The sequence below is a fragment of the Cedecea davisae DSM 4568 genome (assembly GCF_000412335.2).
GTDB lineage: Bacteria > Pseudomonadota > Gammaproteobacteria > Enterobacterales > Enterobacteriaceae > Cedecea > Cedecea davisae.
On the sequence record NZ_KE161030.1, the window covers coordinates 270164 to 294311 of the forward strand.

A 24148-nucleotide genomic window follows, 5' to 3' on the forward strand; every position below is an offset into this window, starting at 1 on the left:
GGGTTTGAGTGACGGGGAGAGCTTGTTTATTCCCCGCCTAACGCCCGCGGAAACAGGACGTTATTCTCCAGACTGATGTGATTCATCAGGTCGTCAATCAGTTCGTTAATCCCGTTATACATCGCTTTCCACGTCGTGCAGGCTTCCGGCGGCGGCGTCACGTTATTGGTGGTGTGCTTGATAACTTCCAGCAGCTCACCGGCTTCATCATGCTCGCTCTCCATCACGCTAATGGGCCCACCGGCCTGAGCGCCCATGCCCTGTTTAATCATCGGGAACAGGATCTGCTCTTCTTTCATCATGTGGCTGCTAAGTTCCTGGTGCAGCATGGTCAGGTATTTTGCTAACCCTTTTGGTACGTTTGGCTTATCGGCATGCACGCGTTCAACTTTGGTGGCCTGCAAAATCAGTTCCGGCAGCTGTTCGCGGTGGCGGTCGTGGAAGCGAACAATAATGTGGTCGATGATTTCCGTCAGCGGGGCGCTGCGCCAGTCTTTCTCCACCGGCTCGTCGGCCAGGGCGGCAAGCTGGGCTTCAATCTCTTCCAGATTTAACTCTTTACGACCGGCGGCCCGCAGCAGCGTTTGTTTGCCGCCACAGCAAAAATCCAGGTCCAGTTTACGGAACAGCGCGGAGGCGCGTGGAATCGTTAACGCCAGTTCGCCTAAAGGTTGATCGCGGTACGCCATAGCAAGATCCTCATAGTGAATTATAAGGTGCATTTTAAATGCATCTTTATCAGGGCACTATAACCCTTTCGGGGCACTGATTACAGTGAGACTTGCATCACAAAAAAAGTTTTCGCTTTAACATACTGAATGCTTACAAAAAATCCCCATAAATGGTGGTTCGCATTGCACAGCGGCATAAATAACCAGGGCAAGCTGCCGATAGTTAGACGTCGGACAATACCTGTATAAGAAAAGGCAATACATGTTTAAACGAATGAAAGTCATCACCTTGCTAATTACCGTTCTGATTGCGCTGGGCTTAATGCAGCTCCTCTCGGCCACGGTTTTCATCAATGCCCTCAATAACGATAAAAATAACTTCACCGTTTCCCAGCTTTCCAGCCAAAACGTGGCGGAATTTACCGATGCGTGGATAGCCCTGAACCAGGCTCGCGTAACGCTGAACCGCGGGATGCTGCGCATTCAGAGCAGCCTGGCTAACCAGATTAACGGCGGTCAGCTTCAGGAGCTGGTTACCACGACCAACACTCTGTTAGCCGAAGCCCAGAACCACTATGAAAAATATCAGGCTCTGCCCGATACGCCGGGCCTGCGCCCGCATCTGAGCGAAGAGCTGGAAGAGCAATATCGCAACTACTCTTCCACGCTGGCAAAAATGAACACCTTCCTGGGTCAAAGTAATCTGGAGCAGATGTTCAAACAGAATGCGGAGCAGAAGCAGGTCGCTATGCAGAAGGTTTACCGTGAATGGCGAGCCGAGCAATCTGAACTTTCGAGCGAGGGAGTTCGTGATAATCAGAACGACTATCAGCGCATTCTGTGGATCCTCAGCGCCGTAATGCTGTGCGTGATTTTTGTGATTGTGATGAGCTGGGTAGCGATGCGCCGCGTTCTGCTGCTGCCACTGAATGAGGTTATGGGGCATATCCGCGCTATTGCCGCAGGTGACCTCACTCAGTCCATTGATGTTCAGGGCAAAAACGAAATGGCCCTGCTGGCAAACAGCGTAGACGAGATGCAAAAATCGCTGGCCAATACCGTGGGCGTGGTGCGTGACGGTGCCGACACCATTTATACCGGCGCGGGTGAAATCTCTGCTGGCAGCAACGATCTTTCTTCTCGTACCGAGCAGCAGGCCGCTTCTCTTGAAGAGACCGCGGCCAGCATGGAACAGTTGACGGCAACGGTGAAACAGAACGCCGACAACGCTCGTCAGGCTTCCCGCCTGGCTCTGGATGCATCAACTACCGCGAAAAAGGGCGGCAGCGTGGTTGAGGGCGTCGTGCGGACAATGGACGAAATCGCGACCAGCTCCAGCAAGATCGCTCAAATTACCAACGTTATCGACGGTATTGCCTTCCAGACCAATATTCTGGCGCTTAACGCGGCGGTAGAAGCCGCTCGCGCCGGTGAGCAGGGGCGTGGTTTTGCCGTAGTTGCCGGGGAAGTTCGCACTCTGGCCCAGCGCAGCGCCCAGGCTGCCAAAGAAATTAAAGCGCTGATTGATGATTCCGGCGAGCGCGTGAATGCAGGATCTGAGCTGGTGAACGAAGCAGGAAAAACCATGGCTGAGATTGTCGGGGCGGTCACTCGCGTAACCGATATTATGGGTGAAATCGCCTCTGCCTCAGATGAGCAAAGCCGAGGTATCGACCAGGTAGGCCAGGCCGTTGCCGAGATGGACCGCGTGACTCAGCAGAATGCTTCTTTGGTGGAAGAGTCTGCCGCAGCGGCTGCGGCGCTTGAAGAGCAGGCTTCGCGCCTTAATGAGGCGGTTGCGGTGTTTAAAGTTAGCCGTCGCCAACCGGCTCAGGTAAAAGCGGCTTCGGTAAAAACGCCGCTGCTGAAGGCAAAGCAGGCGCTTCCGGTATCCGATGCGAACTGGGAAACCTTCTAAAAAATCCCGCTAGCCAATGGCCTGGCGGGATTATTTGACTTCTGGCCGGGCGCAGTAAGCCCGGCTTTTTTACACCCCGGAAACCTGCACCACGGTCGGTTTTTCCGGCTTTGAGCGCACGGCGAGCACCACGCCAATGGCAAGGCTGAGTACGCCGCACAGCGTTAACAGCGGCGGCCAACTGTGGCGAATCATAAAGGTGTACGCAAGGCCTGCTAAGGTTTCAAAAACAATCAGCGGGCCGACAATCACCGTCGGCAGGCGCTGGCAGGCAATATTCCAGCACAGATTTCCCAGCCACGAGCAGAGTACGGCGATTGCCAGCATCAGAGGGATAAACACCTCCGGGCGCGGGCCAAACGGCAGGGCGAAACTGGCCTCGCTACTGCTCATCCACCAGCACACCGCCACATAGCCGATAAGCGAGAAGGGTAGAGTCGAAAGCCCCTGGACGGTTGCCCACATCATCGGATTTTTGTCCGGGTTTTCACGCAGCCAGCGGGCGTTTCGCAGCGCATACCACGCCCAGCAGGCCACCGAAATAAAGGCCAGCAGAATACCGCTGGCGTAGCGCCACCAGCTAAAGTCGGCCTGTTTTCCACTGAGTTCGGCGGTGTTAACCATTATCAGCCCGGCGGCAATAATCACCAGCGCGGGAGCAAGCCGCCGCCACGGAAGTTTACCGTCGCGTTTGCTGTACAGCAGGTTAGCGAAAATTGGGATAACCACCGGCAGCGTGCCGATAATCATGGTTGCGATAGGCGCGCCGGTACGCTGGATGGCGCTAGCCAGGCAGACGTAATAAATCAGGTTACCGACGCTGGAAAGCTTCAGGGCGGTAAACCAGTCCTGGCGGCTCAGCTCAAGCAAACGCCTGCGCCCCAGCCAGGCAATCGGGATGGCAATCAGGCCCAACGCCAGGTAGCGCCCGGTGGATTGCAGGGCCGCCGGGTAGTCCGGTACGATAATTGGCCCGACAAAGATTAATCCCCACATCAGCCCCGCCAGCAAAGCATACAGCACACCACTCAACATCTTCTTTTCCTGCAAAGTCACAATTTGAGGCAAGTGTAGGGGGGCAGAAGAGAGGCGTATTGTACCAGCTTGCTGTCCTGCTAACGGGAGACCTGCTTTTGGTAGCGCACGGGCGTGATGCCGTAGCGCCGGGCAAACGCGCGCGTGAGGTGAGCCTGGTCCGTCAGGCCGCTGGCGGCGGCAACCTGGGCGGCGGGCATTCCGGCGGTGAGAAACTGCTTGGCGTGCCACAGGCGAATTGCCATCAGCATCTGGTGGGGCGTAACGTGGTAATGGGCCTTAAACTGACGCTGGAAATGGTACGGGCTGAGTGACACCAGCGCCGCTAAATCATCAAGCGTGATGGTGTGCATATAGTTGTCATAAAGGTATTCGCGTACCAGCGTGAAGCGATTTGCTCCCTCCCGAAGCCCCGGAAGATGGCGGGCGTAGGGGCGAAAAGCTTCGACCAGATTCAGCAATAAACCCTGCTGAGTCAGCGTATCTTCGGCCTGCCAGAGGCCGCCAATAAACTGTGAAACCTGGCGAGCGCGGGCGGGATCATGGTTCACTGCCGCGTTAAACCACCAGCTCCGCTCCCCGGTTACCGACTCCAGCAGATCCGGGTCCAGATAAATCATGCGGTACTGCCAGCCGTCTTCGCTGGCGGCTTCGCCGGTATGCAGCTCGTCCGGGTTCATCAGAACCAGCGAATCGGTTGGCGCAACCAGCTGTTCCCCGCGGTAACGAAAGCGCTCCGCTCCCCAGGTGATTGCTCCGATGCCGAAGGCTTCATGGGTATGCGGCTCGAAGGCGTACTTCGCAATATGGGCGTGATAAAGCTCTACGCCCGGCAGCTGCGGCAAATGCCGGAACTGGGCGCTGTCTCTCTCATCGCTAAACTGCTCGGGTACACCCTGCACGCTTTCTCTCCACGCTGAATCTCCCGTTATTATAGAGATGCCAGCGTGGAGGGCTAGTTATTAACCAGGTTTTAACAATTACAGCGCGGTTTTTACGCTGTCGCTGAGGGAGGTGGTCGGGCGGCCAATCAGCTTGCTGAGCTGGTGCCCGTCGTCGAACAGGCCGCCTTTTTCTGCTCCGCTATCGGAATTTGCCAGCAGGTCAGCAAAGCCTTCCGGCAGGCCAGCGCCCTGAAGTGCGGCTTTAAAGTCGGCTTCGCTCAGGTTCTGATAAACCACCGGTTTGCCGCTTTGCTTGCTGACTTCCGCCGCCAGCTCTGCAAGCGTCCAGGCCTGGTCACCGGCCAGCTCGTAAACTTTGCCTGCCTGGTTATCCAGCGTCAGCACTTTTGCCGCAGCGGCTGCGTAATCAGCGCGGATGGCGGAGGCGATTTTGCCTTCTCCGGCGCTGCCGATAAACACGCCGTGCTGAACCGCAGGCGGCACGCTGGCAAGATAGTTTTCGGTGTACCAGCCGTTACGCAGCAGCACAAAGGGTACGCCCGATGCCTGAAGCAGTTGCTCGGTGGCTACATGTTCATCCGCCAGCGCCAGAGGCGAGCGGTCGGCATGCAGCAGGCTGGTGTAGGCGATAAGTTTTACGCCCGCCTGTTTCGCGGCCTCGATAATATTTTTGTGCTGAACGGTACGCTGACCGACTTCGCTGGAGGAGATCAGCAGCACTTTTTCTACCCCGGAAAACGCTTTTGCCAGGGCAGAAACATCGCCGTAGTCTGCCGCCCGCACCTGCACGCCGCGGCTGGCAAAATCTTCAACTTTTGCCGGGTTTCTTACTACGGTAACGACCTCTGCGGCATCAACGGTTTTCAGTAAATCTTCAACCACAAGGCGGCCCAGCTGGCCGGAAGCTCCGGTAATCGCAATCATGATGAATCTCCTGAGTGATGTTTCATACGAGTTGTGTCACACTAGCACCTTAGCTAACTTTTAGTAAGTACGCACAAAAAGGTAAGTATCAAATGAGTGAAACCACCGAAGCACCTCCTTCTTTGGGCGAACAGCTGCGCAGCGGAAATCTGTTCTGCGACAAATGCCCGTCGCGCGATGTTCTGAAGCACGTAACCAGCCGCTGGGGCGTACTTATCCTGATGGCTTTGCAGGACGGCACTCATCGCTTCAGCGATTTAAGACGCAAGATGGGCGGCGTAAGCGAAAAAATGCTGGCACAAACGCTGCAATGGCTCGAGGCCGACGGATTTGTCGACAGGAAATCTTATCCGGTAGTGCCGCCGCATGTGGAATACACCCTGACGCCAATGGGGCATGAAATATCCGGCAAGGTCGCCGCGCTGGCGGACTGGATTGAGGGGAATCTGCCGCAGGTGATGGCGTCCCGCGAGAAACGGGACGCCTGAGAGCCTTACTTAGTTAAATCAAGCTGATAAACGGCGAACCCGATCTCGTCGTTGCCGACGTTTTTCATCGGATACTGCGCTTTTTCTTTGATAAACGCGGCGGCTTTTTCGGTTGGCGACGTTTCGAAGCGGATATCCAGCGGCTGCTTGCTGGCAATTTTCGCCAGGCGCCAGTTATTGTCCGCTGCCGGGTGAATTTCGCCCTGAGCGCTAATCCAGCTGGCAAGCACCGAGCGGTTCTCGTCCGGGGAAGCAAACGCGATATGGCTGTCGCCGGTTCCGGCAAACTTGCCGCCGTAGGCACGGTAGTTATTGGTTGCCACCAGGAATACGGCGTTCGGATCGATTGGCTTGCCTTTGAAGGTCAGCTGTTTGATACGCTCGGCTTTCGGGTTAACCATCTGGCATTCGCCGTCGTAGCGAGCCGGCTGGGAAACATCAACCTGATAATTTACGCCGTCAATAACGTCGAAGTTATAGGTGCGGAACCCGTCCCAGTTGATAAGTTCCTGCGGTTTAGCGCTGTTTACGTCAATCTGGTTGAACTGCCCGGCGGAGCATTCCAGCCACTCTTTCACTTCTTTCCCCGTCGCTTTCACAACAACCAGGGTATTCGGATAAAGGTAGAGATCGGCGGCGTTGCGGAAGGTCAGCTGGCCTTTTTCCACTTCAACAAAGCTTGCCGGATCGTTTTTACGGCCACCGACTTTGAAAGGCGCGGCGGCGGAGAGTACCGGCAGGTTAGCCAGATCCGGGTCGCCCTGAATGTATTTTTCAACATAGGCACGCTGCGCGTTATTCACCACCTGCACGGTTGGGTCGTCCTGCACCAGCGCGAGGTAGCTATACATGTTGTCCGATGATTTGCCGACAGGCTTGCTGACAAATTCGCGGGTGGCGTCGTGATCGTGTTCCAGCACTTTCACCAGCTTCGCATCTTCAGGCGCCAGTGATTTTTTGGCAACGGTATCGTAAATCGGGCGTGCTTCGGCTTTGCTGCCGGTGACTTTCCAGCTACCGGAGTCGTTGTTCAGCACCAGATCCACCACGCCTAGATGGTCGCCCCACATGCCCGGCATTACCGCCGGGACGCCGTTCAGGGTGCCTTTCTCAATATCGGCCCCTTTAATACTGGCAAAATCCTTGCCCGGAAAAACGGCATGGGCATGACCGAACATAATCGCATCCACGCCCGGGACTTCGCTGAGGTAGTAAACGGAGTTTTCCGCCATCGCCTGGTAAGGCTCGCTGGAAAGGCCCGAGTGCGCGATGACCACCACCACATCCGCACCCTGCTTGCGCATTTCAGGCACGTACTTGCGGGCGGTTTCGGTGATGTCGTTCACCGTCACTTTGCCGCTGAGGTTTGCTTTATCCCAGGTCATTATCTGTGGCGGAACGAAGCCGATATAACCGATGCGTAAAGTCTGAGATTTGCCGTCTTTATCTTTAACCTCAGTCTCTTTAATCAGATAAGGCGTAAACAGCGGCTTATTGGTTTTGGCATCAATAATATTGGCGTTAACGTACGGGAACTTTGCGCCAGCGAGGGCTTTATGCAGGAAGTCGAGGCCGTAGTTGAATTCGTGATTGCCAAGGTTGCCCACGGTATAGTCCAGCGTATTCAGCGCTTTATAGACCGGGTGGATTTCTCCCGCCTTGAGGCCTTTTGCCGCCGCGTAATCGCCCAGCGGGCTACCCTGAATAATATCGCCATTATCCACCAGCACGCTGTTGATGACTTCACCGCGGGCGGCATTGATTAAACTTGCGGTGCGTACCAGCCCGAACTTCTCAGTAGGCGTATCTTTGTAGTAATCGAAGTCCATCATATTACTGTGCAGATCGGTTGTTTCCATGATCCGCAGATCGACGGTTGCCGCATTGACGCTGGCCGCTATCAGCGTGGCCAGAAGCGTTGCGCTAAACTTAATCATGTTCAATGTCCTTTTTAGAGGTACGCCACAAAGGGCAATGTATATACATACTGTTGCTTACAATTTTGTGAAGTCTGCCAGAAATTTTCGGCACTAAACCAGAAATGCTTCACAGATAGCGCATCGCGGTGCAATGAGATATAAGTAAAACAATAAGTTATTCGCTCGGTGCAGCGCGCAGCGACACAACACGAGGTGGAGAATGTTAGAACAAATTTGCCAACTGGCGCGGGAAGCGGGCGTCGCCATCATGCAGGTCTATGAAGGTGAAAAGCCGCTTGAAGCAACCCACAAGTCAGACGACTCGCCGGTGACGGCGGCAGATCTAGCCGCACACGCAATTATTCTCGAAGGCTTACGGACGTTAACGCCGGACATACCGGTGCTGTCGGAAGAAGATCCCCAGTCGTGGGAAACTCGTCAAAACTGGCAGCGCTACTGGCTGGTTGACCCGCTGGACGGCACGAAAGAGTTTCTCAAGCGCAACGGCGAGTTCACCGTTAACATCGCGCTTATCGAGCAAGGTAAAGCGGTGATGGGCGTGGTCTATGCCCCGGTGCTGAAAATCATGTACAGCGCAGCGGAAGGGAAGGCGTGGAAGGAAGAGTGCGGCGTGCGTAACCAAATTCACGTTCGGGATGCCCGCCCGCCGCGTGTGGTAGTGAGCCGCTCACATGCCGCCAGCGATGACGAACTGAAAGAATATTTGCAGCAGATGGGAGAGCACCAGACCACGGCTATTGGTTCATCGCTCAAGTTTTGCCTGGTGGCCGATGGCCAGGCGCAGCTTTATCCGCGCTTTGGGCCAACCAATATCTGGGATACCGCAGCGGGGCATGCCGTGGCGGTGGCCGCCGGGGCGCATGTGCACGACTGGCAGGGTAAAACGCTGGATTACACCCCGCGCGAGTCGTTCCTTAACCCCGGCTTCCGGGTTTCTATTTACTGAGTAGCCCCTGTAGCAGGCTAATCACCTGCTGTACTTCCTGCTGGGTTAGCGGGCCGTCTTTGGCGAACTGAATACGGCCTTCTTTATCCAGCACCACGATTGCCGATCCACCCTGCTCAAGTTTCCAGGCTTTGGCCGCCACGCCGTTGCCGTCGACAACAAACTGCGACCACGGAAACTCCTTCTTATTACTCTCTATACTGCTGCGAACGAACATCGAGGTGCCGACTATAGCGTCATCGGTATTTACGATGGTGGTTGTCTGGTATTTGTCGTGCGGGAATTTCGCCGCTTTGATGGCTTCGACAACCGCAGCATTTTCCTCTTTAGCGCTGGAGCGGCCGGCAATATGCTGGAGCACCCGCACTTTTCCCGGCAGCTGCGCGCTATTCCAGTTTTTGTAGCTAAACTTACCGTTATCGAGCACTAACTCTCCCTTATCGGTTATCCCAATCGGTGAGACTCGCTGGTTATTCTCGAAGTTGTGCGCCGAGGCCATAAGCGGCAGCAGCAGAAGGGAAAGCGCCAGAGTTCCGCGCAGGGTCATAGTGAGCTCCTTATTGTTGTTGGCAGGTGATCCGACCACTTGAGTCGACGTTTTAAGCATATGTGCTGAATAACCATCTGTCCCGCAATGACAATGCCAGTTTGCGGGGCGGCGCACATATCCCTGAATTTTGAAGGCTTACGCTATTATTTTTTTACAAATTAAAAGATTGTTCTGAAAGTTTGTAATCTTTTAGTAAAAAAACTGCTACATACTAGGTCCCCTCGGATATCTGGACTATAGTTTTTGAGCACCAAAATTTTTCGCCTCATTTTGTTGAGCCAAATGTGGCTCGCAGGGGCGTAAACACTGCAGGAGTGAAACAACAATGAAAATTTTCCAACGTTACAACCCCCTTCAGGTGGCGAAGTACGTGAAGATCCTGTTCCGTGGACGGTTGTATATCAAGGACGTTGGCGCTTTCGAATTTGATAAGGGCAAAATCCTTGTCCCGAAGGTTAAAGACAAGCAGCACTACTCGGTGATGTCCGAGGTTAACCGCCAGGTCCTGCGTTTGCAGGCGGACATGGGCTAGGCCCAAAGGTTGTAAAAAAAACGGCCCTCGCAAGGGCCGTTCGTGTTTCTGAGGAGCTTACTGCTCCTGATTCTCTTCAGCATCGGGCAGCTTTGGCGTCAGCGCCGTTGGCTTGTTATCAATGCGCGTCACCAGCAACTGGTCGATGCGGTAGTTATCGATATCCACTACCTCGAACTTGTAGCCGGAGAATTTCACCGCGTCTGTGCGTTTTGGGATCTTACGCAGCATAAACATCATGAATCCGCCGATGGTTTCGTAGTTGCCGGACTGCGGGAATTCGTCGATATCCAGCACGCGCATCACGTCATCGATAGGCGTCCCGCCTTCAACCAGCCACGAGTTCTCGTCGCGGGCCACAATCTGCTCTTCCATCCCCTGGCCGACCAGGTCGCCCATCAGGGTGGTCATCACGTCGTTCAGGGTGATAATGCCTACCACCAGCGCGTATTCGTTCATGATAACCGCGAAGTCTTCACCGGCGGTTTTGAAGCTTTCCAGCGCCTCGGACAGCGTCAGCGTATCCGGCACAATCAGCGCATTACGCAGATGCACGCCGCTGTTAAGCGCCATGCTTTGGTTGCCCAGCACGCGGTTCAGCAGCTCTTTAGAGTCAACGTAGCCGACAACGTGATCGATATCGCCGTTACACACCAGGAACTTGGAGTGAGGATGCTCGGCGATGGTGGACTTCAGGCTCTGCTCGTCGGCGTGTAAATCGAACCAGATAACGTTTTCGCGTGAGGTCATGGAGGACGGGACGGTACGTGATTCAAGTTCGAACACGTTTTCGATCAATTCGTGCTCCTGCTTACGCAGCACGCCCGCCAGCGCACCGGCTTCAAATACTGCATAAACGTCGTCGGAGGTAATGTCGTCTTTACGCACCATCGGCAGTTTGAAGATGCGGAAGATAACGTTCGCCAGGCCGTTGAAGAACCAGACCAGAGGTCTGAAGATAAACAGACAGAAGCGCATCGGGTTGATGATTCGCAAAGCGACCGTTTCAGGCGAAATCATACCGATGCGTTTCGGGGTAAGGTCTGCAAACAGGATGAACAGGCTGGTGACGAGGGTGAACGAGATAATAAAGCTGAGCTGATCGGCAAGTTCCGGAGACAGGAAGCGTTCCAGCAGCATTTTAAAGGCCGGTGAAAAGGCCGCATCGCCGACGATACCGCCGAGAATAGCTACGGCATTCAGGCCAATTTGCACCACCGTAAAGAACATGCCCGGCGTTTCCTGCATCTTCAGCACGCGCTGCGCGTTCACATTGCCTTCATCGGCCAGCAGCTTAAGTTTGATTTTACGAGAGGCGGCAAGCGAGATCTCAGAGATTGAGAAGAAGGCACTGATAGCAATAAGAATAAGTATTATCAAAATACTGTTTAACATAATTTATCCGGCTGTTGTGGCCAGATCCTCGGAAGGGAAAAGTTGAAAAATCCAGGGGTCAAACACAAGAAAAGCTGGCCGATTTTGTGAGCGGGCCAGCAATTTCAACGACTAGTATAGCGTAAGCGGGGGAGGTGTCGCTACTGGCTATAAAAGAGGCACGGCGGAATGGGTCAGTCTGCATGGCTGCAATCCAGCATTATTTTCATTGTGGAATGCAGCCGGGCGGTAAGTTTAGATCGAAAGGCGTAAATATTACGCCTGAGGCGGCAGGCAAACCCCAATACCGCCGATGCCGCAATAGCCCTGCGGATTTTTGTACAAATACTGCTGGTGGTCGTCTTCCGCGTAATAGAACGGGCCTGCATTAGCAATCTCGGTGGTGACCTGGCGTTTGTCACCGGCGGCGGTCATCGCGGCCTGAAAGCGTTCAAGGCTGGCGCGGGCCGCTTTGTCCTGCTCCGGCGTCAGGGGATAAATAGCGGAGCGATATTGAGTCCCTACGTCGCCGCCCTGGCGCATGCCCTGAGCCGGATCGTGGTTTTCCCAGAACACCTGTAGCAGTTGCTCATAGCTGACGACTTTCGGGTCATACACCACACGCACCGCTTCCGCATGGCCGGTCTGGCCGCTACAGACTTCACGGTAGGTTGGGTTTGGGGTATAGCCGCCGCTGTAGCCCGCAGCCGTGCTGTAAACGCCGGGAATCTCCCAATACAAACGCTCGACGCCCCAAAAACATCCCATCGCAAACAGGGCGATTTCCATCCCATCTGGTACATTTGTCATAGAGTGTTCATTAACCGCATGAAGCGTGGCGACCGGCATTGGCGTGTTTCGCCCCGGCAGGGCTTCGGACTGAGCAACAGGGTGAGTTTTTTCGAACAAATGCATGGTGTTTTTCTCCGGGAAATCGATAAAAAAGCGAGCGGTTGTCATCAGTCCTGCAATTTCAGACAATACACACAACTTAAAGACTACATTACATATAAGAAAGATTTAGGCTAGTGAGTTATTTTCAACCCTTAATGTTAGGGTTTTGTTAATCCGCGGAGCGGTAATGACGTTTCCTTCCAGGGGTGGGAACAAGGATATTCAGGAGAAAACGTGCCAGCAATCCGTACTTTATGTATTACCAGCCTGTGTGTGGCGAGCACATGGGCCAGCGCAGCGAACGTGCGTTTGCAGGTTGAGGGACTCAGCGGCGAGCTGCAAAAAAACGTACGTGCCCAGCTTTCAACTATCGAAAGTGATGAAGTCACGCCGGATCGCCGTTTCCAGGCGCGCGTGGACGACGCTATTCGTGAAGGGCTAAAAGCCCTGGGCTATTACGAGCCGACAATTGATTTTACCCTTCGTCCGCCTCCTGCAAACGGCGGCAGACAGGTACTGCTCGCGAAAGTAGACGCAGGCCCGCCGGTGTTAATTGGCGGCACTGATGTTATTTTGCGCGGCGGCGCACGTACCGACAAAGACTATCTCGAGCTGCTCACCAAGCGGCCAAAAATCGGCACCGTTCTCGATCACGCCGATTACGACAACTTCAAAAAAGGGCTTTCCAGCGTTGCGCTGCGTAAAGGCTACTTCGACAGTGATTTCCGCAAAAGCCAGCTAGGCGTTTCGCTGGACAGGCACCAGGCGTTCTGGGATATCGACTACGACAGCGGCGAGCGCTACCGCTTTGGCGACGTCACTTTCGAAGGCTCGCAAATTCGCGAAGAGTACCTGCAAAATCTGATCCCGTTTAAGCCGGGTGACTACTACAAGTCGAGCGATCTGGCCGAGCTTAACCGCCGCCTGTCGGCAACCGGCTGGTTTAACTCTGTGGTTGTGGCGCCAGAATTTGAAAAGTCCCGGCAGACCAAAGTGCTGCCTCTGCACGGCGTAGTTTCTCCCCGTACCGAGAACACGATAGAAACCGGTGTGGGTTATTCAACCGACGTAGGCCCACGCCTGAAAGCCAGCTGGAAAAAGCCGTGGATGAACTCGTACGGCCACAGCCTGACGACCAGCACCAGCCTCTCCGGCCCGGAGCAGACGCTGGACTTCAGCTATAAAGTGCCGCTGCTCAAAAGCCCGCTGGAGCAATACTACCTGGTGCAGGGCGGCTTCAAACGCACCGATCTGAACGATACAAAATCTGACTCAACAACCGTGGCGCTTTCCCGCTACTGGGATATGTCGAGCGGCTGGCAGCGCGCGGTTAACCTGCGCTGGAGCCTCGACCACTTTACCCAGGCGGACGTCACCAACACCACGATGCTGCTCTACCCGGGCGTTAGCCTGAACCGTACGCGTTCGCGCGGCGGCCTGATGCCTACGTGGGGTGATTCACAGCGGTATTCGATTGATGTTTCCAACACGACATGGGGTTCAGACGTCGACTTTGGCGTTTTCCAGGCGCAAAACGTCTGGATCCGCTCGCTGTATGAAAAACACCGCTTTGTGGTGCGCGGCAACCTTGGCTGGATAGAAACCAACAACTTCAAGAAAGTCCCGCCGGACCTGCGTTTCTTCGCCGGTGGCGACCGCAGCATTCGCGGCTACAAATACAAATCTATCTCGCCTGAGGACAGCAACGGCAAGCTGACCGGTGCATCCAAGCTGGCAACCGGCTCGCTGGAATACCAGTACAACGTAACCGGAAAATGGTGGGGCGCGGCGTTTGTTGACTCCGGCGAAGCGGTTAACGACATCAAGCGCAGTAATTTCAAAACCGGCGCGGGCGTCGGGGTTCGCTGGCAGTCTCCCGTTGGCCCAATCAAGCTCGATTTTGCGGTGCCGGTTGGCGATAAAGAAGAGCACGGTTTACAGTTTTACATCGGTTTGGGGCCTGAATTATGAGTCGTTGGAAGAAAATAAGCCTCGCGGTGTTGGCTGTTATTGTCTTGTTGGTTGCGGCGGTAGGTTTCCTGGTCGGCACTACACCGGGCCTGCATTTGCTATTTAAAGGGGCTAACCGCTGGGTGCCGGGGCTTCACATCGCCCAGGTCGATGGCGGCTGGCGCAACCTGACGCTGAAGAACCTGAGCTACGAGCAGCCGGGTGTTGCGGTGCGAGCGGGCGAAGTGCATCTTGCGGTTAAGCTCAACTGCCTGTGGCACAGCAGCCTGTGCGTGAATGACTTCTCGCTAAAAGATGTCGATGTCGCTATCGACAGTAAAAAAATGCCGCCGTCTGCTCCAGTCGAAGAGCAGGACAGCGGCCCACTCAACCTCTCCACGCCATATCCCATCACCCTCAGCCGCGTGGCGCTGAATAACGTCAACGTTAAAATCGACGACACCACCGTTTCGGTGATGGATTTCTCCAGCGGCCTGAGCTGGGAGCAGCGAAATCTCACGCTGACGCCAACCAGCCTTGAAGGCTTGCTTATTGCCCTGCCGAAAGCCGCGCAGGTGGCAAAAGAAGAAGTGGTGGAGCCGAAGATCCAGAACCCGCAGCCTGGCGAAGCTCCGCTTGGGGAAACGCTCCAGAAGCTCTTCGAGAAGCCGCTGCTGCCGGAAATGGCAGACGTAAACCTGCCGGTGAATCTGAATATTCAGGAATTCCGCGGCGCGCGCCTGCGCCTGACGGGCGACACCGATTTGATGATTAATTCGCTGTTGCTCAAAGTCAGCAGCATCGACGGCAACCTGAAGCTGGATGCGCTGGACGTGGACTCGTCCCAGGGGCTGGTGAACGCCACCGGCAGCGCCCAGCTGCGGGATAACTGGCCGGTAGACCTGACCCTTAACAGCACGCTTAACATTGACCCGCTGAAAGGCGAAAAGGTGAAGATGAAAGTCGGCGGCGCGCTGCGCGACGAGCTGAAAGTCGGCGTTAACCTTTCAGGGCCGGTGGGCATGCAGCTGAATGCTCAGGCGAAGCTTGCGGAGGCCGGACTGCCGCTGAATATCGCGCTGGACAGCAAGCAGCTTGCCTGGCCGCTGAGCGGTGAAAAACAGTACCAGGCGGATGACATCAAGCTGCGCCTGACCGGCAAGATGACCGACTACAAGCTTTCGTTCAGCACCGCCGTGAAGGGCGACCAGGTTCCACCCGCCACGATAACGCTCGATGGCAAAGGTAACGAGCAGCAGTTTAGCCTCGACAAACTGCGGGTGGCTGCGCTTCAGGGCAATACCGATCTGAAGGCGCTGGTGGACTGGAGCAAAGCGATTAGCTGGCGCGGCGAACTTACCCTCGCAGGAATCAATACCGCGAAGCAGTTCCCGGACTGGCCCGCGAAGCTGGACGGCAATATCAAAACCCGCGGCAGCCTGTACGGCGGCAGCTGGCAGATGGATATTCCCGAGCTGAAGCTCAGCGGAAACGTGAAACAGAACAAAGTTAACGTTCAGGGCGCACTCCAGGGCAACAACTACATGCAGTGGAAAGTGCCAGGCCTGCACATTGAGCTGGGGCGCAACACGGTTGATGTGAAGGGCGAGCTGGGCGAGAAAGATCTCAACCTGGACGCCAACATTAATGCGCCAAACCTGGATAATGCGCTGCCGGGCCTCGGCGGCACGGCGAAAGGCATCATCAAGGTGCGTGGCGATGTGAAAGCGCCGCAGTTGCTGGCTGACCTCACGGCAAATAGCCTGCGCTGGCAGGAACTGACCGTTGCCCGCGTGCTGCTCAAAGGTGACGTGAAGTCGAGTGAGCAAATCGGCGGCAACCTCAACCTGCGCGTAGAGCGCGTTGTTCAGCCCGGCGTGAAGGTCGATTTGGTTACGCTGGATGCGAAAGGCGATGAAAAGCAGCACCAGCTTCAGCTGCGTATTCAGGGCGAACCCGTTTCCGGGCGGCTGAACCTCAGCGGCAGTTTTGACCGCAATGAAGAGCGCTGGCGCGGCAAGCTGACCGATACGCGCTTCGACACGCCGGTTGGCCCGTGGGCGCTGAACCGCGAGCTAACGCTGGACTTCCGAAATAAAGAACAGAAGATTGCGATTGGCCCACACTGCTGGGTTAACCCGAACGCTGAGCTTTGCGTACCGCAAACCATTGACGCCGGAGCTAAAGGCCGCGCGGTGGTGAACCTTAACCGCTTCGACCTGGCGATGCTAAAACCGGTGATGCCGGAAGAGACTCAGGCCAGCGGCGTGTTTACCGGTAAAGCGGATGTGAGCTGGGACAGCGAGTCCGGCGGCCTGCCTCAGGGCCAGGTCACGCTTAGCGGGCGCGGCGTGAAGGTCGCGCAGGTGGTTAACGGAAATACGCTGCCGGTCGCCTTCGATACGCTAAACCTGAACGCGGAACTGAAGAACAATCGCGCCCAACTGGGCTGGTTGGTCAAAGTGGCGAACAACGGGCAGTTCGACGGCCAGGTGCAAATAACCGACCCGCAGGGGCGACGTAACCTGGGCGGCAACGTCAATATTCGTAACTTCTCGCTGGCTATCGCCAACGCTATCTTCTCGCGCGGCGAGAAAGCAGACGGCACGCTGAATGCTAACCTGCGTCTTGGCGGCAACCTTGAACGTCCGCAGATGTTCGGCCAGATGCAGCTCAACGGCGTTGATGTTGAAGGCAACTTTATGCCGTTCGAAATGCAGCCGAGCCAGATTGCAATGAACTTCAACGGCATGAATTCAACGCTGCAAGGCGTGGTGCGAACCAAACAGGGGCAAATAGTCCTCAGCGGCGACGCAGACTGGACGCAAATCGACAACTGGCGGGCGCGTATTGCCGCGAAGGGCAGCAAGGTGCGTATCACCGTGCCGCCGATGGTGCGGCTGGACGTTTCCCCGGATATCGAGTTTGTGGCAACCCCGAGCCTGTTCACCCTTAACGGCAATGTTGACGTGCCGTGGGCGCGTATCGTGGTCCACGATGTGCCGGGCAGCGCGGTGGGCGTCTCCAGCGATGAAGTGATGCTGGATAAAGATCTGAAACCGGTGAATCCGAAGTCGGCAAGTATTCCAATCAACAGCAATCTGACGATTCACGTTGGCAATAATGTCCGGCTGGATGCCTTCGGCCTGAAAGCCCGCCTCACCGGCGACCTGAAAATGGTGCAGGATAAGCAGGGGCTGGGTCTGAACGGCCAAATCAGCATTCCGCAGGGGCGCTTCCATGCTTATGGGCAGGATCTTATCGTGCGCAAAGGCGAGCTGCTGTTCTCCGGCCCGCCGGATAACCCGTATCTCAACATTGAGGCAGTGCGTAACCCGGAAGCGACGGAAAACGACGTCACGGCGGGCGTTCGGGTTACCGGGCCTGCCGACGAACCGAAAGCTGAAATCTTCTCTGACCCGGCGATGTCACAGCAGGAAGCCTTGTCCTACCTGCTTCGCGGCCAGGGATTAGACACTTCCGGCAACGATGGCGACGCGATGACTTCAATGCTTGTGGGTCTGGGGGTTGCACAAAGTGGTCAGGTTGTGGGTAAAATCGGCGAGACGTTTGGCGTAAGCAACCTGGCGCTCGACACCGCAGGGGTAGGAGACTCTTCCCAGGTGGTCGTCAGCGGCTATGTACTGCCGGGTCTTCAGGTTAAATATGGCGTAGGTATTTTTGACTCTCTGGCGACGTTAACGCTGCGTTATCGTCTGATGCCTAAGCTATATCTGGAAGCGGTGTCTGGCGTAGATCAGGCACTAGATCTGCTCTATCAGTTTGAGTTTTAGCAATGCGAATATTTGTTTACGGCAGTTTACGACGCAAACAAGGTAACAGCCACTGGATGACCAACGCCCAGTGGCTGGGCGACCACACGCAGGAAAACTACGTGTTGTATAGCCTTGGACATTATCCAGGCGCCGTGCCGGGCGATGGCATAGTATCGGGTGAAGTTTACCGGATAGACGCCTCCACACTTTCCGAGCTTGATGCACTGCGCACCAAAGGGGGCGAGTACCGACGCCAGCTGATTCAGACACCTTACGGCGGAGCCTGGATGTACGTTTACCAGCGCCCGGTGGACGGGCTAACGCGCATCGACAGCGGGAACTGGCTGGATCGAGAAAAGTATTAAGCACATCTAAAGCGGCTACCCCAACAGGTAGCCGTTTTTTTATCCCTGCGGCCTTCCATTATTTTGTCATCTTCCTCCGCCGTACATTTTTCCGTGGGAAGCCCATTCCAAAATTAAACTCTGCTCACATTTTGTTCTGTTCATGCGTCTGAATCAGTTTTATAACTGGCGCAGTTTCATGTCGTTGTGTTTATACTTTGTATAACACACCCGACAGGAGAGAGAGATGCGCATCACCATCAAAAAATGGGGGAACAGTGCTGGTATGGTCATTCCCGGTGCATTAATGGATGAGCTAGGGCTCAAGATTGGGCAAAGTATGGAGGCGGAAGTGTTTAACAATCAGTTGATTATGAAACCCGTAAGGAAAAAGTACACTCTGGACGAACTGCTGGCTCTGGGTGACCCATCGGCGCCAAAAGTGTCTGAAGAAGAGATTTGGGGCAAGGATAACCCGGTCGGGAAAGAAGTATGGTAAGACGTGGGGGGTTTGAAAGGGGCGATATCGTTCTCGTGGGGTTCAATCCCGCCGTTGGCCGGGAGCAGCAGGGGGAAGGCCGTCCTGCTCTGGTGCTTTCAACCCGGGCATTTAACCAGACGGGCACGGTGCTGGTGGCACCCATCACTCAGGGCGGAAATTACGCAAGGGACGCAGGTTTTGCCGTTTCCCTGAGCGGATGCGGGACGGAGACCTGCGGCGTGGTGCTGGTTAACCAGGCCAGAATGGTCGATCTTGAATGCCGCGGGGCACAAAAACTTGAGGCCGCTCCGCTAGATGTTGTTGAGGAAGTTTTAGCCAGGCTTCAGGCCATCCTCGAATAAACAAAAACACCGCCCGGAGGCGGTGTTTGCTCTTTACTCGCAGGCTGAGAATTACTTCTTAGCGGCGCGTTCGAAAGAGGCGATGATTTCTGCTTTAGCAGCTTCGGCATTGTCCCAGCCGTCAACTTTCACCCATTTGCCTTTTTCGAGGTCTTTGTAGTGCTCGAAGAAGTGAGTGATCTGCGCTTTCAGCAGTTCTGGCAGGTCGTTCACATCTTTAATGTGATCGTACTCTTTGCTCAGTTTGGTGTGCGGAACAGCAACCAGTTTAGCGTCTTCACCAGACTCGTCGGTCATTTTCAGCACGCCAACAGGGCGGCAACGAATCACGCTGCCTGGCTCCAGCGGGTATGGAGTTGGGACCAGAACGTCTACCGGGTCACCGTCCAGAGACAGGGTGTGGTTGATGTAACCGTAGTTGCACGGGTAGAACATCGCGGTAGACATGAAGCGGTCAACAAACAGCGCGCCGCTATCCTTGTCTACTTCGTATTTGATTGGGTCAGCGTTAGCCGGGATTTCAATAACAACGTAGATATCTTCCGGCAGATCTTTACCCGCTGGAACGTTGAGTAAGCTCATGTCTCTTTCCTTTAAACTGGTGTATTTCAAGTGCCCGATATTATAGCCAACTGCGGTTAAATGTCTTTTGCTGTTTTTCCCCAACGGCCTAAGACGCTAAGCTAAACGGCCCTCCGGCGCGGCCGCCTGCCCGGATAACCGTGCGAACCTGCCTGCGCTAAACGTCATGGCAACAAGCACTTAACGTATGCAAATAACGCAAATTGATTAAACATTTTCCTAAAATTGCCGATAACACGCTCACTACTTTATTCATGAGCCATCGTTAAACCGGGAATTAAGCATGTTGAGAAATTTGTCGATTCGCACGGGGCTGCTGACGCTGTTGGCAGTTATGACGTTCCTGCTGTTGGTTGTTAGCGGCATCGGCATTTATGCCCTGCAGCAAAGTTCCGCTTCTCTTGAGCGCATTAATCGCCTGCAGGGTGAGCAAATGGTGCGCGTTAGCGATGGCTATATTCTGCTGCTGCGCGCCCGTAATGAGGCCGGTCAGTCGGTACGGCAGATGGAAATCGGCATGCTGGATGATGCGACGAAGTCGGCTAAAAATGTGACCGCCGAAGTAGACCAGGCGCAGAAAAATCTAAAATCTGTTATCGACAGCGGCGTGAGCGACGAGCAGGGCGATGCTCTTCTGGCAAGTCTGGGCAAAAGCTATGCAGCCTATCAGGCTCAGGGGATTGCTCCGATGCTGGCGGCGCTGCAAAAGCAAAGCCCGGACGACTATTACGATCTGCTGGAAAAAAGCCTGATCCCGCTTGGGCAGAAATTTGATACCGACGTGCAGGCGTTTCAGCGCTGGGGTGAAGCCCGCGGCAACAGCGAAGTGGCTGGCGTCCAGCTGCATAAGAAAATCGTGCTTGGCTTTATTATCCTTGCCGCGCTGCTGACTGCCGCCATCATTGTGCTGGTGTGGCTGGCGCTGCGCCATCTGCTGCTTAAGCCGCTGGATGAAGCCATTCACCAGCTGGAGTTTGTCGCCGAAGGTGATTTAACCCAGCCGCTGCCGCAAACCGGCAACAACGAATTTGGCCGCCTTGCCGGAGCGATTGTGGCGATGCGGACCTCTCTGGTGGACTCGGTAAGCCGCGTGCGCGACGCATCATCGCAGATTGATACCGGCAGCCGCGAGCTGGCTGCGGGCAACCTCAACCTCTCCCAGCGTACTGAATCCACTGCAACCTCGCTGGAAGAAACCGCAGCCAGCATGGAGCAAATCACCGCCACCGTGAAGCAAAACGCCGATAACGCCGAGCAGGCCCATAAGCTGGCGAAAGTGGTTTCCGACACGGCCGACCGCGGCAGCGAAATGGTTTGCTACGTGATTGAAAAAATGCGTGATATTTCAGGAAGCGCCGGCCGTATCGCAGATATTCTTAGCGTTATCGACGGCATTGCTTTCCAGACCAATATCCTGGCGCTCAACGCCTCGGTGGAAGCGGCTCGTGCCGGGGAGCAGGGGCGTGGTTTTGCCGTGGTAGCCGGTGAAGTTCGCACTCTGGCAAGCCGTAGCGCCGAAGCGGCCAAAGAGATCCGCACCCTGATTTCTGACTCTCAGACACATGTAGGCGAGGGCAGCGACCTCGCCCAGCAGGCCGGTGAAACAATGGATGAAATCGCCGAAGAAATTATGCGTATGACCAGGCTGGTACGTGAAATTGCCAACGCTTCTAACGAGCAAAGCCACGGAATTGAGCAGGTGAATATTGCCGTGAGCCAGATGGATGAAGCGGCTCAGCAGAACGCGGCGTTAGTGGAAGAGTCTACGGCGGCAACCCGTTCGCTGGAAGAGCAGTCTCAGCAGTTGGTTACGGCGATGGCGTCATTTCGCTATTAAGTGAAGCGCTAAAAACCCTCTCCCCGATGGGAGAGGGTGATAAGAAAGAAATCAGGCGTCCGGGTATTCGCGAATAAAGCGCTCGACGTCTTCAACCATGTGCTGAGTGCCGACAAAGAACGGGCGGCGCTGGTGCAGGGTGGTTGGGATGATGTCCAGAATACGCTCTTTACCGTCGCTGGCTTTACCGCCTGCCTGTTCCGCAAGGAACGCCATCGGGTTGCCTTCATACAGCAAACGCAGTTTGCCTTCAGGGTGGCTGGCGGTGCTTGGATAAAGGTAAATCCCGCCTTTCAGCAGGTTACGGTGGAAGTCCGCAACCAGAGAGCCAATGTAGCGCGAGGTGTAAGGGCGCTTGCTGGCCGCATCTTCTTCCTGGCAGAATTTGATGTACTTCTTCACGCCGTTCGGGAATTTAATGTAGTTGCCTTCGTTAATGGAGTAGGTGTTGCCTCTCTCCGGGAAGCGCATACGTTCCTGGCTCAGGCAGAATACGCCGAGTGAAGGATCGTAGGTGAAGGCGTGAACGCCGCAGCCGGTGGTGTAAACCAGCATCGTCGAGGAGCCATAAACCACATATCCCGCTGCAACCTGCTTGTTGCCGGGCTGCAGGAAGTCCTCTTCGGTTACCGGAGTGCCTACGGGAGTGATACGGCGGTAGATAGAAAATATGGTGCCAACCGAGACGTTGACATCAATGTTAGAAGAGCCGTCAAGCGGGTCCATCAGCACCACGTATTTGGCCTGCTCCGCGCCCTCGAAGACGACAATGTCATCCTCTTCTTCGGAGGCAATACCTGCCACAATGCCGCGTGCCTTCAGCGCTGCCTTGAGTTTTTCATTCGCAAACAGGTCGAGTTTTTGCTGCTCCTCGCCCTGCACGTTTTCGGCACCGCTCGCACCCAGGATATCGACCAGACCGGCCTTATTGATATCGCGGTGGATGATTTTAGCGCCCAGCTTTATCGCCGACAGTAAAGCCGTAAGCTCACCGGTAGCATGAGAAAACTCGTGCTGCTTTTCGACAATAAATTCACCTAACGTTTTCATAACACTTTCCCTGCATCATTATGTTGGATAAAGCGATCGCAACAATCTTAACAAATATTCAAAACATCGCGCACAGGTGAATCGCGCCAGCAAGTTAAGGAATATCCTGAAATGCGTTTCGCCCCGGAGGCCATACGGTTAGAATGTGCGCCAAACAAAGAAAGGATAGTTTCGTATGCGCATTCATATTCTAGGGATCTGTGGCACCTTTATGGGCGGCCTGGCGATGCTGGCTCGCTCTTTAGGGCATGAAGTGACTGGCTCGGACGCCAATGTTTACCCGCCGATGAGTACGCTGCTTGAACAGCAGGGGATCTCGTTAATCGAAGGTTATGACGCCAGCCAGCTCGACCCGCATCCTGACCTGGTGATTATCGGCAACGCGATGACGCGCGGTAATCCTTGTGTTGAAGCGGTGCTGGAGCAGGGCATTCCTTATATGTCCGGCCCGCAGTGGCTGCATGACTTTGTGCTGCGCGACCGCTGGGTGATTGCGGTTGCCGGTACTCACGGTAAAACCACGACGGCCGGAATGGCGACCTGGATTCTGGAAGCCTGCGGTTATAAGCCGGGCTTTGTCATCGGCGGCGTGCCGGGGAACTTCGAGGTTTCTGCTCGCCTGGGCGACAGCTCATTCTTCGTGATTGAAGCCGACGAATATGACTGCGCGTTCTTCGACAAGCGTTCCAAATTCGTGCATTACTGCCCGCGCACGCTGATCCTCAATAACCTTGAGTTCGACCACGCGGATATCTTCGACGATCTGAAAGCCATCCAGAAGCAGTTCCACCATCTGGTGCGCATCGTGCCGGGCCAGGGGAAAATTATCTGGCCGGAAAACGACGCAAACCTGAAGCAAACCCTGGCGATGGGCTGCTGGAGCGAGCAGGAACTGGTTGGCGAGCAGGGCCACTGGCAGGCTAAAAAGCTGACGACCGATGCCTCCCAGTGGGAAGTCTATCTGGACGGCGAGTGCGTAGGCACCGTGAACTGGCAGCTTGTGGGCGAACACAACATGCATAACGGCCTGATGGCGATTGCCGCCGCCCGGCATGTTGGCGTCACGCCGGCAGATGCCGCTCAGGCACTGGGCGGTTTCGTTAACGCACGCCGTCGCCTTGAGCTGCGCGGTGAAGCTAATGGCGTAACCGTTTATGATGATTTTGCTCATCATCCGACGGCAATTCTGGCAACCCTGGCTGCTTTACGCGGCAAAGTTGGCGGAACGGCGCGCATTCTGGCGGTGCTGGAGCCTCGTTCAAACACCATGAAAATGGGCGTCTGCAAAGACGATCTGGCGCCATCTTTGGGGCGTGCAGATGAAGTCTTCCTGCTGCAACCGCAGCATATTCCATGGCAGGTTGCGGAAGTGGCTGAGGCCTGCGTGCAGCCAGCGCACTGGAGTGCGGACGTGGATACGCTGGCCGATATGATTGTGAAAACAGCGCAGCCCGGCGACCATATTCTGGTGATGAGCAATGGCGGCTTCGGCGGCATTCATCAGAAGCTGCTGAACGGTCTGGCTAAAAAAGCGGAACTTGCGGACGAGCAGGCTATTTAAGCCAAGCCCGTGTAGCATGCGGTCAAGG

Annotated in this window: 21 protein-coding genes; 11 read left to right on the forward strand and 10 right to left on the reverse strand. The window is 55.3% G+C overall.

The genetic code is table 11. The features are described from left to right. Positions 1–26: 26 nt before the first annotated feature. Positions 27–689, reverse strand: a complete 663-nt coding sequence (gene ytfE, locus HMPREF0201_RS01345) for an iron-sulfur cluster repair protein YtfE (protein ID WP_039897850.1) — start codon at positions 687–689, stop codon at positions 27–29. A 244-nt stretch (positions 690–933) separates the two neighbouring features. Between ytfE and HMPREF0201_RS01350 the strand changes: the two genes are divergently transcribed. Beyond that, positions 934–2589 (forward strand): methyl-accepting chemotaxis protein, encoded by a 1656-nt coding sequence (locus HMPREF0201_RS01350; protein WP_016534643.1) that lies wholly within the window; start codon positions 934–936, stop codon positions 2587–2589. 69 nt (positions 2590–2658) lie between these two features. On the opposite strand, the gene HMPREF0201_RS01355 is transcribed toward HMPREF0201_RS01350, so the two are convergent. From HMPREF0201_RS01355 to HMPREF0201_RS01365, 3 genes are all read right to left on the reverse strand, one after another. Then, a complete protein-coding gene (locus tag HMPREF0201_RS01355; RefSeq protein ID WP_039897851.1) occupies positions 2659–3624 on the reverse strand; it encodes a DMT family transporter in 966 nt (321 codons plus the stop codon). Positions 3625–3704: 80 nt separating this feature from the next. Next, positions 3705–4526, reverse strand: coding sequence for an AraC family transcriptional regulator (locus HMPREF0201_RS01360; RefSeq protein WP_016534645.1), 822 nt, complete (start codon positions 4524–4526; stop codon positions 3705–3707). A 78-nt stretch (positions 4527–4604) separates the two neighbouring features. Further along, a complete protein-coding gene (locus tag HMPREF0201_RS01365) occupies positions 4605–5453 on the reverse strand; it encodes an SDR family oxidoreductase (protein WP_016534646.1) in 849 nt (282 codons plus the stop codon). Between the two features lie 92 nt (positions 5454–5545). On the opposite strand from HMPREF0201_RS01365, the gene HMPREF0201_RS01370 reads away from it, so the two are divergent. Next, positions 5546–5941 (forward strand): winged helix-turn-helix transcriptional regulator, encoded by a 396-nt coding sequence (locus HMPREF0201_RS01370; RefSeq protein WP_016534647.1) that lies wholly within the window; start codon positions 5546–5548, stop codon positions 5939–5941. A 5-nt stretch (positions 5942–5946) separates the two neighbouring features. On the opposite strand, the gene HMPREF0201_RS01375 is transcribed toward HMPREF0201_RS01370, so the two are convergent. After that, complete coding sequence (locus HMPREF0201_RS01375; protein WP_016534648.1) at positions 5947–7878, reverse strand: bifunctional 2',3'-cyclic-nucleotide 2'-phosphodiesterase/3'-nucleotidase; 1932 nt, start codon at positions 7876–7878, stop codon at positions 5947–5949. A gap of 202 nt (positions 7879–8080) precedes the next feature. Here HMPREF0201_RS01375 and cysQ point away from each other — a divergent pair, with 202 nt between their 5' ends. Then, a complete protein-coding gene (cysQ, locus tag HMPREF0201_RS01380; RefSeq protein ID WP_016534649.1) occupies positions 8081–8827 on the forward strand; it encodes a 3'(2'),5'-bisphosphate nucleotidase CysQ in 747 nt (248 codons plus the stop codon). Here cysQ and HMPREF0201_RS01385 read toward each other — a convergent pair. Next, a complete protein-coding gene (locus tag HMPREF0201_RS01385; RefSeq protein WP_039897852.1) occupies positions 8817–9374 on the reverse strand; it encodes a YtfJ family protein in 558 nt (185 codons plus the stop codon). The two genes, cysQ and HMPREF0201_RS01385, sit on opposite strands and share 11 nt — an antisense overlap. Positions 9375–9702: 328 nt before the next feature. On the opposite strand from HMPREF0201_RS01385, the gene HMPREF0201_RS01390 reads away from it, so the two are divergent. Next, on the forward strand, positions 9703–9909 hold the full coding sequence (locus HMPREF0201_RS01390; protein WP_016534651.1) for a DUF1107 domain-containing protein: 207 nt from the start codon (positions 9703–9705) through the stop codon (positions 9907–9909). A gap of 57 nt (positions 9910–9966) precedes the next feature. Here HMPREF0201_RS01390 and paeA read toward each other — a convergent pair whose 3' ends face one another. Together paeA and msrA are read right to left on the reverse strand one after the other, a co-directional pair. Then, on the reverse strand, positions 9967–11304 hold the full coding sequence (gene paeA / locus HMPREF0201_RS01395; RefSeq protein WP_016534652.1) for a polyamine export protein PaeA: 1338 nt from the start codon (positions 11302–11304) through the stop codon (positions 9967–9969). 255 nt (positions 11305–11559) lie between these two features. After that, entirely contained in the window at positions 11560–12198 is a 639-nt protein-coding gene (msrA, locus tag HMPREF0201_RS01400; protein ID WP_039899083.1) for a peptide-methionine (S)-S-oxide reductase MsrA, read from the reverse strand. 213 nt (positions 12199–12411) lie between these two features. Here msrA and tamA point away from each other — a divergent pair, with 213 nt between their 5' ends. From tamA to HMPREF0201_RS01425, 5 genes are all read left to right on the forward strand, one after another. After that, the gene (gene tamA, locus HMPREF0201_RS01405) at positions 12412–14148 is read left to right on the forward strand and encodes an autotransporter assembly complex protein TamA (RefSeq protein WP_039897853.1); all 1737 of its coding nucleotides are present in this window, start codon (positions 12412–12414) and stop codon (positions 14146–14148) included. Beyond that, positions 14145–17921 carry an autotransporter assembly complex protein TamB gene (gene tamB / locus HMPREF0201_RS01410; RefSeq protein WP_016534655.1) on the forward strand — a complete coding sequence of 1259 codons (3777 nt, stop codon included), beginning with the start codon at positions 14145–14147 and terminating at the stop codon, positions 17919–17921. Before tamA ends, tamB begins: the two co-directional genes overlap by 4 nt. Before the next feature lie 2 nt (positions 17922–17923). Beyond that, on the forward strand, positions 17924–18268 hold the full coding sequence (locus HMPREF0201_RS01415) for a gamma-glutamylcyclotransferase family protein (protein ID WP_039897855.1): 345 nt from the start codon (positions 17924–17926) through the stop codon (positions 18266–18268). A gap of 226 nt (positions 18269–18494) precedes the next feature. Then, the gene (locus tag HMPREF0201_RS01420; protein WP_016534657.1) at positions 18495–18746 is read left to right on the forward strand and encodes an AbrB/MazE/SpoVT family DNA-binding domain-containing protein; all 252 of its coding nucleotides are present in this window, start codon (positions 18495–18497) and stop codon (positions 18744–18746) included. Beyond that, a complete protein-coding gene (locus HMPREF0201_RS01425; RefSeq protein WP_016534658.1) occupies positions 18740–19090 on the forward strand; it encodes a type II toxin-antitoxin system ChpB family toxin in 351 nt (116 codons plus the stop codon). The genes HMPREF0201_RS01420 and HMPREF0201_RS01425 overlap by 7 nt, the downstream gene beginning before the upstream one ends. Positions 19091–19141: 51 nt before the next feature. Here HMPREF0201_RS01425 and ppa read toward each other — a convergent pair whose 3' ends face one another. Then, on the reverse strand, positions 19142–19672 hold the full coding sequence (gene ppa / locus HMPREF0201_RS01430; RefSeq protein ID WP_016534659.1) for an inorganic diphosphatase: 531 nt from the start codon (positions 19670–19672) through the stop codon (positions 19142–19144). Between the two features lie 283 nt (positions 19673–19955). Between ppa and HMPREF0201_RS01435 the strand changes: the two genes are divergently transcribed. Continuing rightward, positions 19956–21509: a methyl-accepting chemotaxis protein gene (locus HMPREF0201_RS01435; protein WP_016534660.1), complete on the forward strand. Its 1554-nt coding sequence runs from the start codon at positions 19956–19958 to the stop codon at positions 21507–21509. Positions 21510–21560: 51 nt separating this feature from the next. Here HMPREF0201_RS01435 and fbp read toward each other — a convergent pair whose 3' ends face one another. Then, positions 21561–22559 (reverse strand): class 1 fructose-bisphosphatase, encoded by a 999-nt coding sequence (gene fbp / locus HMPREF0201_RS01440; protein WP_016534661.1) that lies wholly within the window; start codon positions 22557–22559, stop codon positions 21561–21563. Between the two features lie 175 nt (positions 22560–22734). Here fbp and mpl point away from each other — a divergent pair, with 175 nt between their 5' ends. Next, positions 22735–24120 carry a UDP-N-acetylmuramate:L-alanyl-gamma-D-glutamyl-meso-diaminopimelate ligase gene (gene mpl, locus HMPREF0201_RS01445; protein ID WP_016534662.1) on the forward strand — a complete coding sequence of 462 codons (1386 nt, stop codon included), beginning with the start codon at positions 22735–22737 and terminating at the stop codon, positions 24118–24120. Positions 24121–24148: the final 28 nt, after the last annotated feature.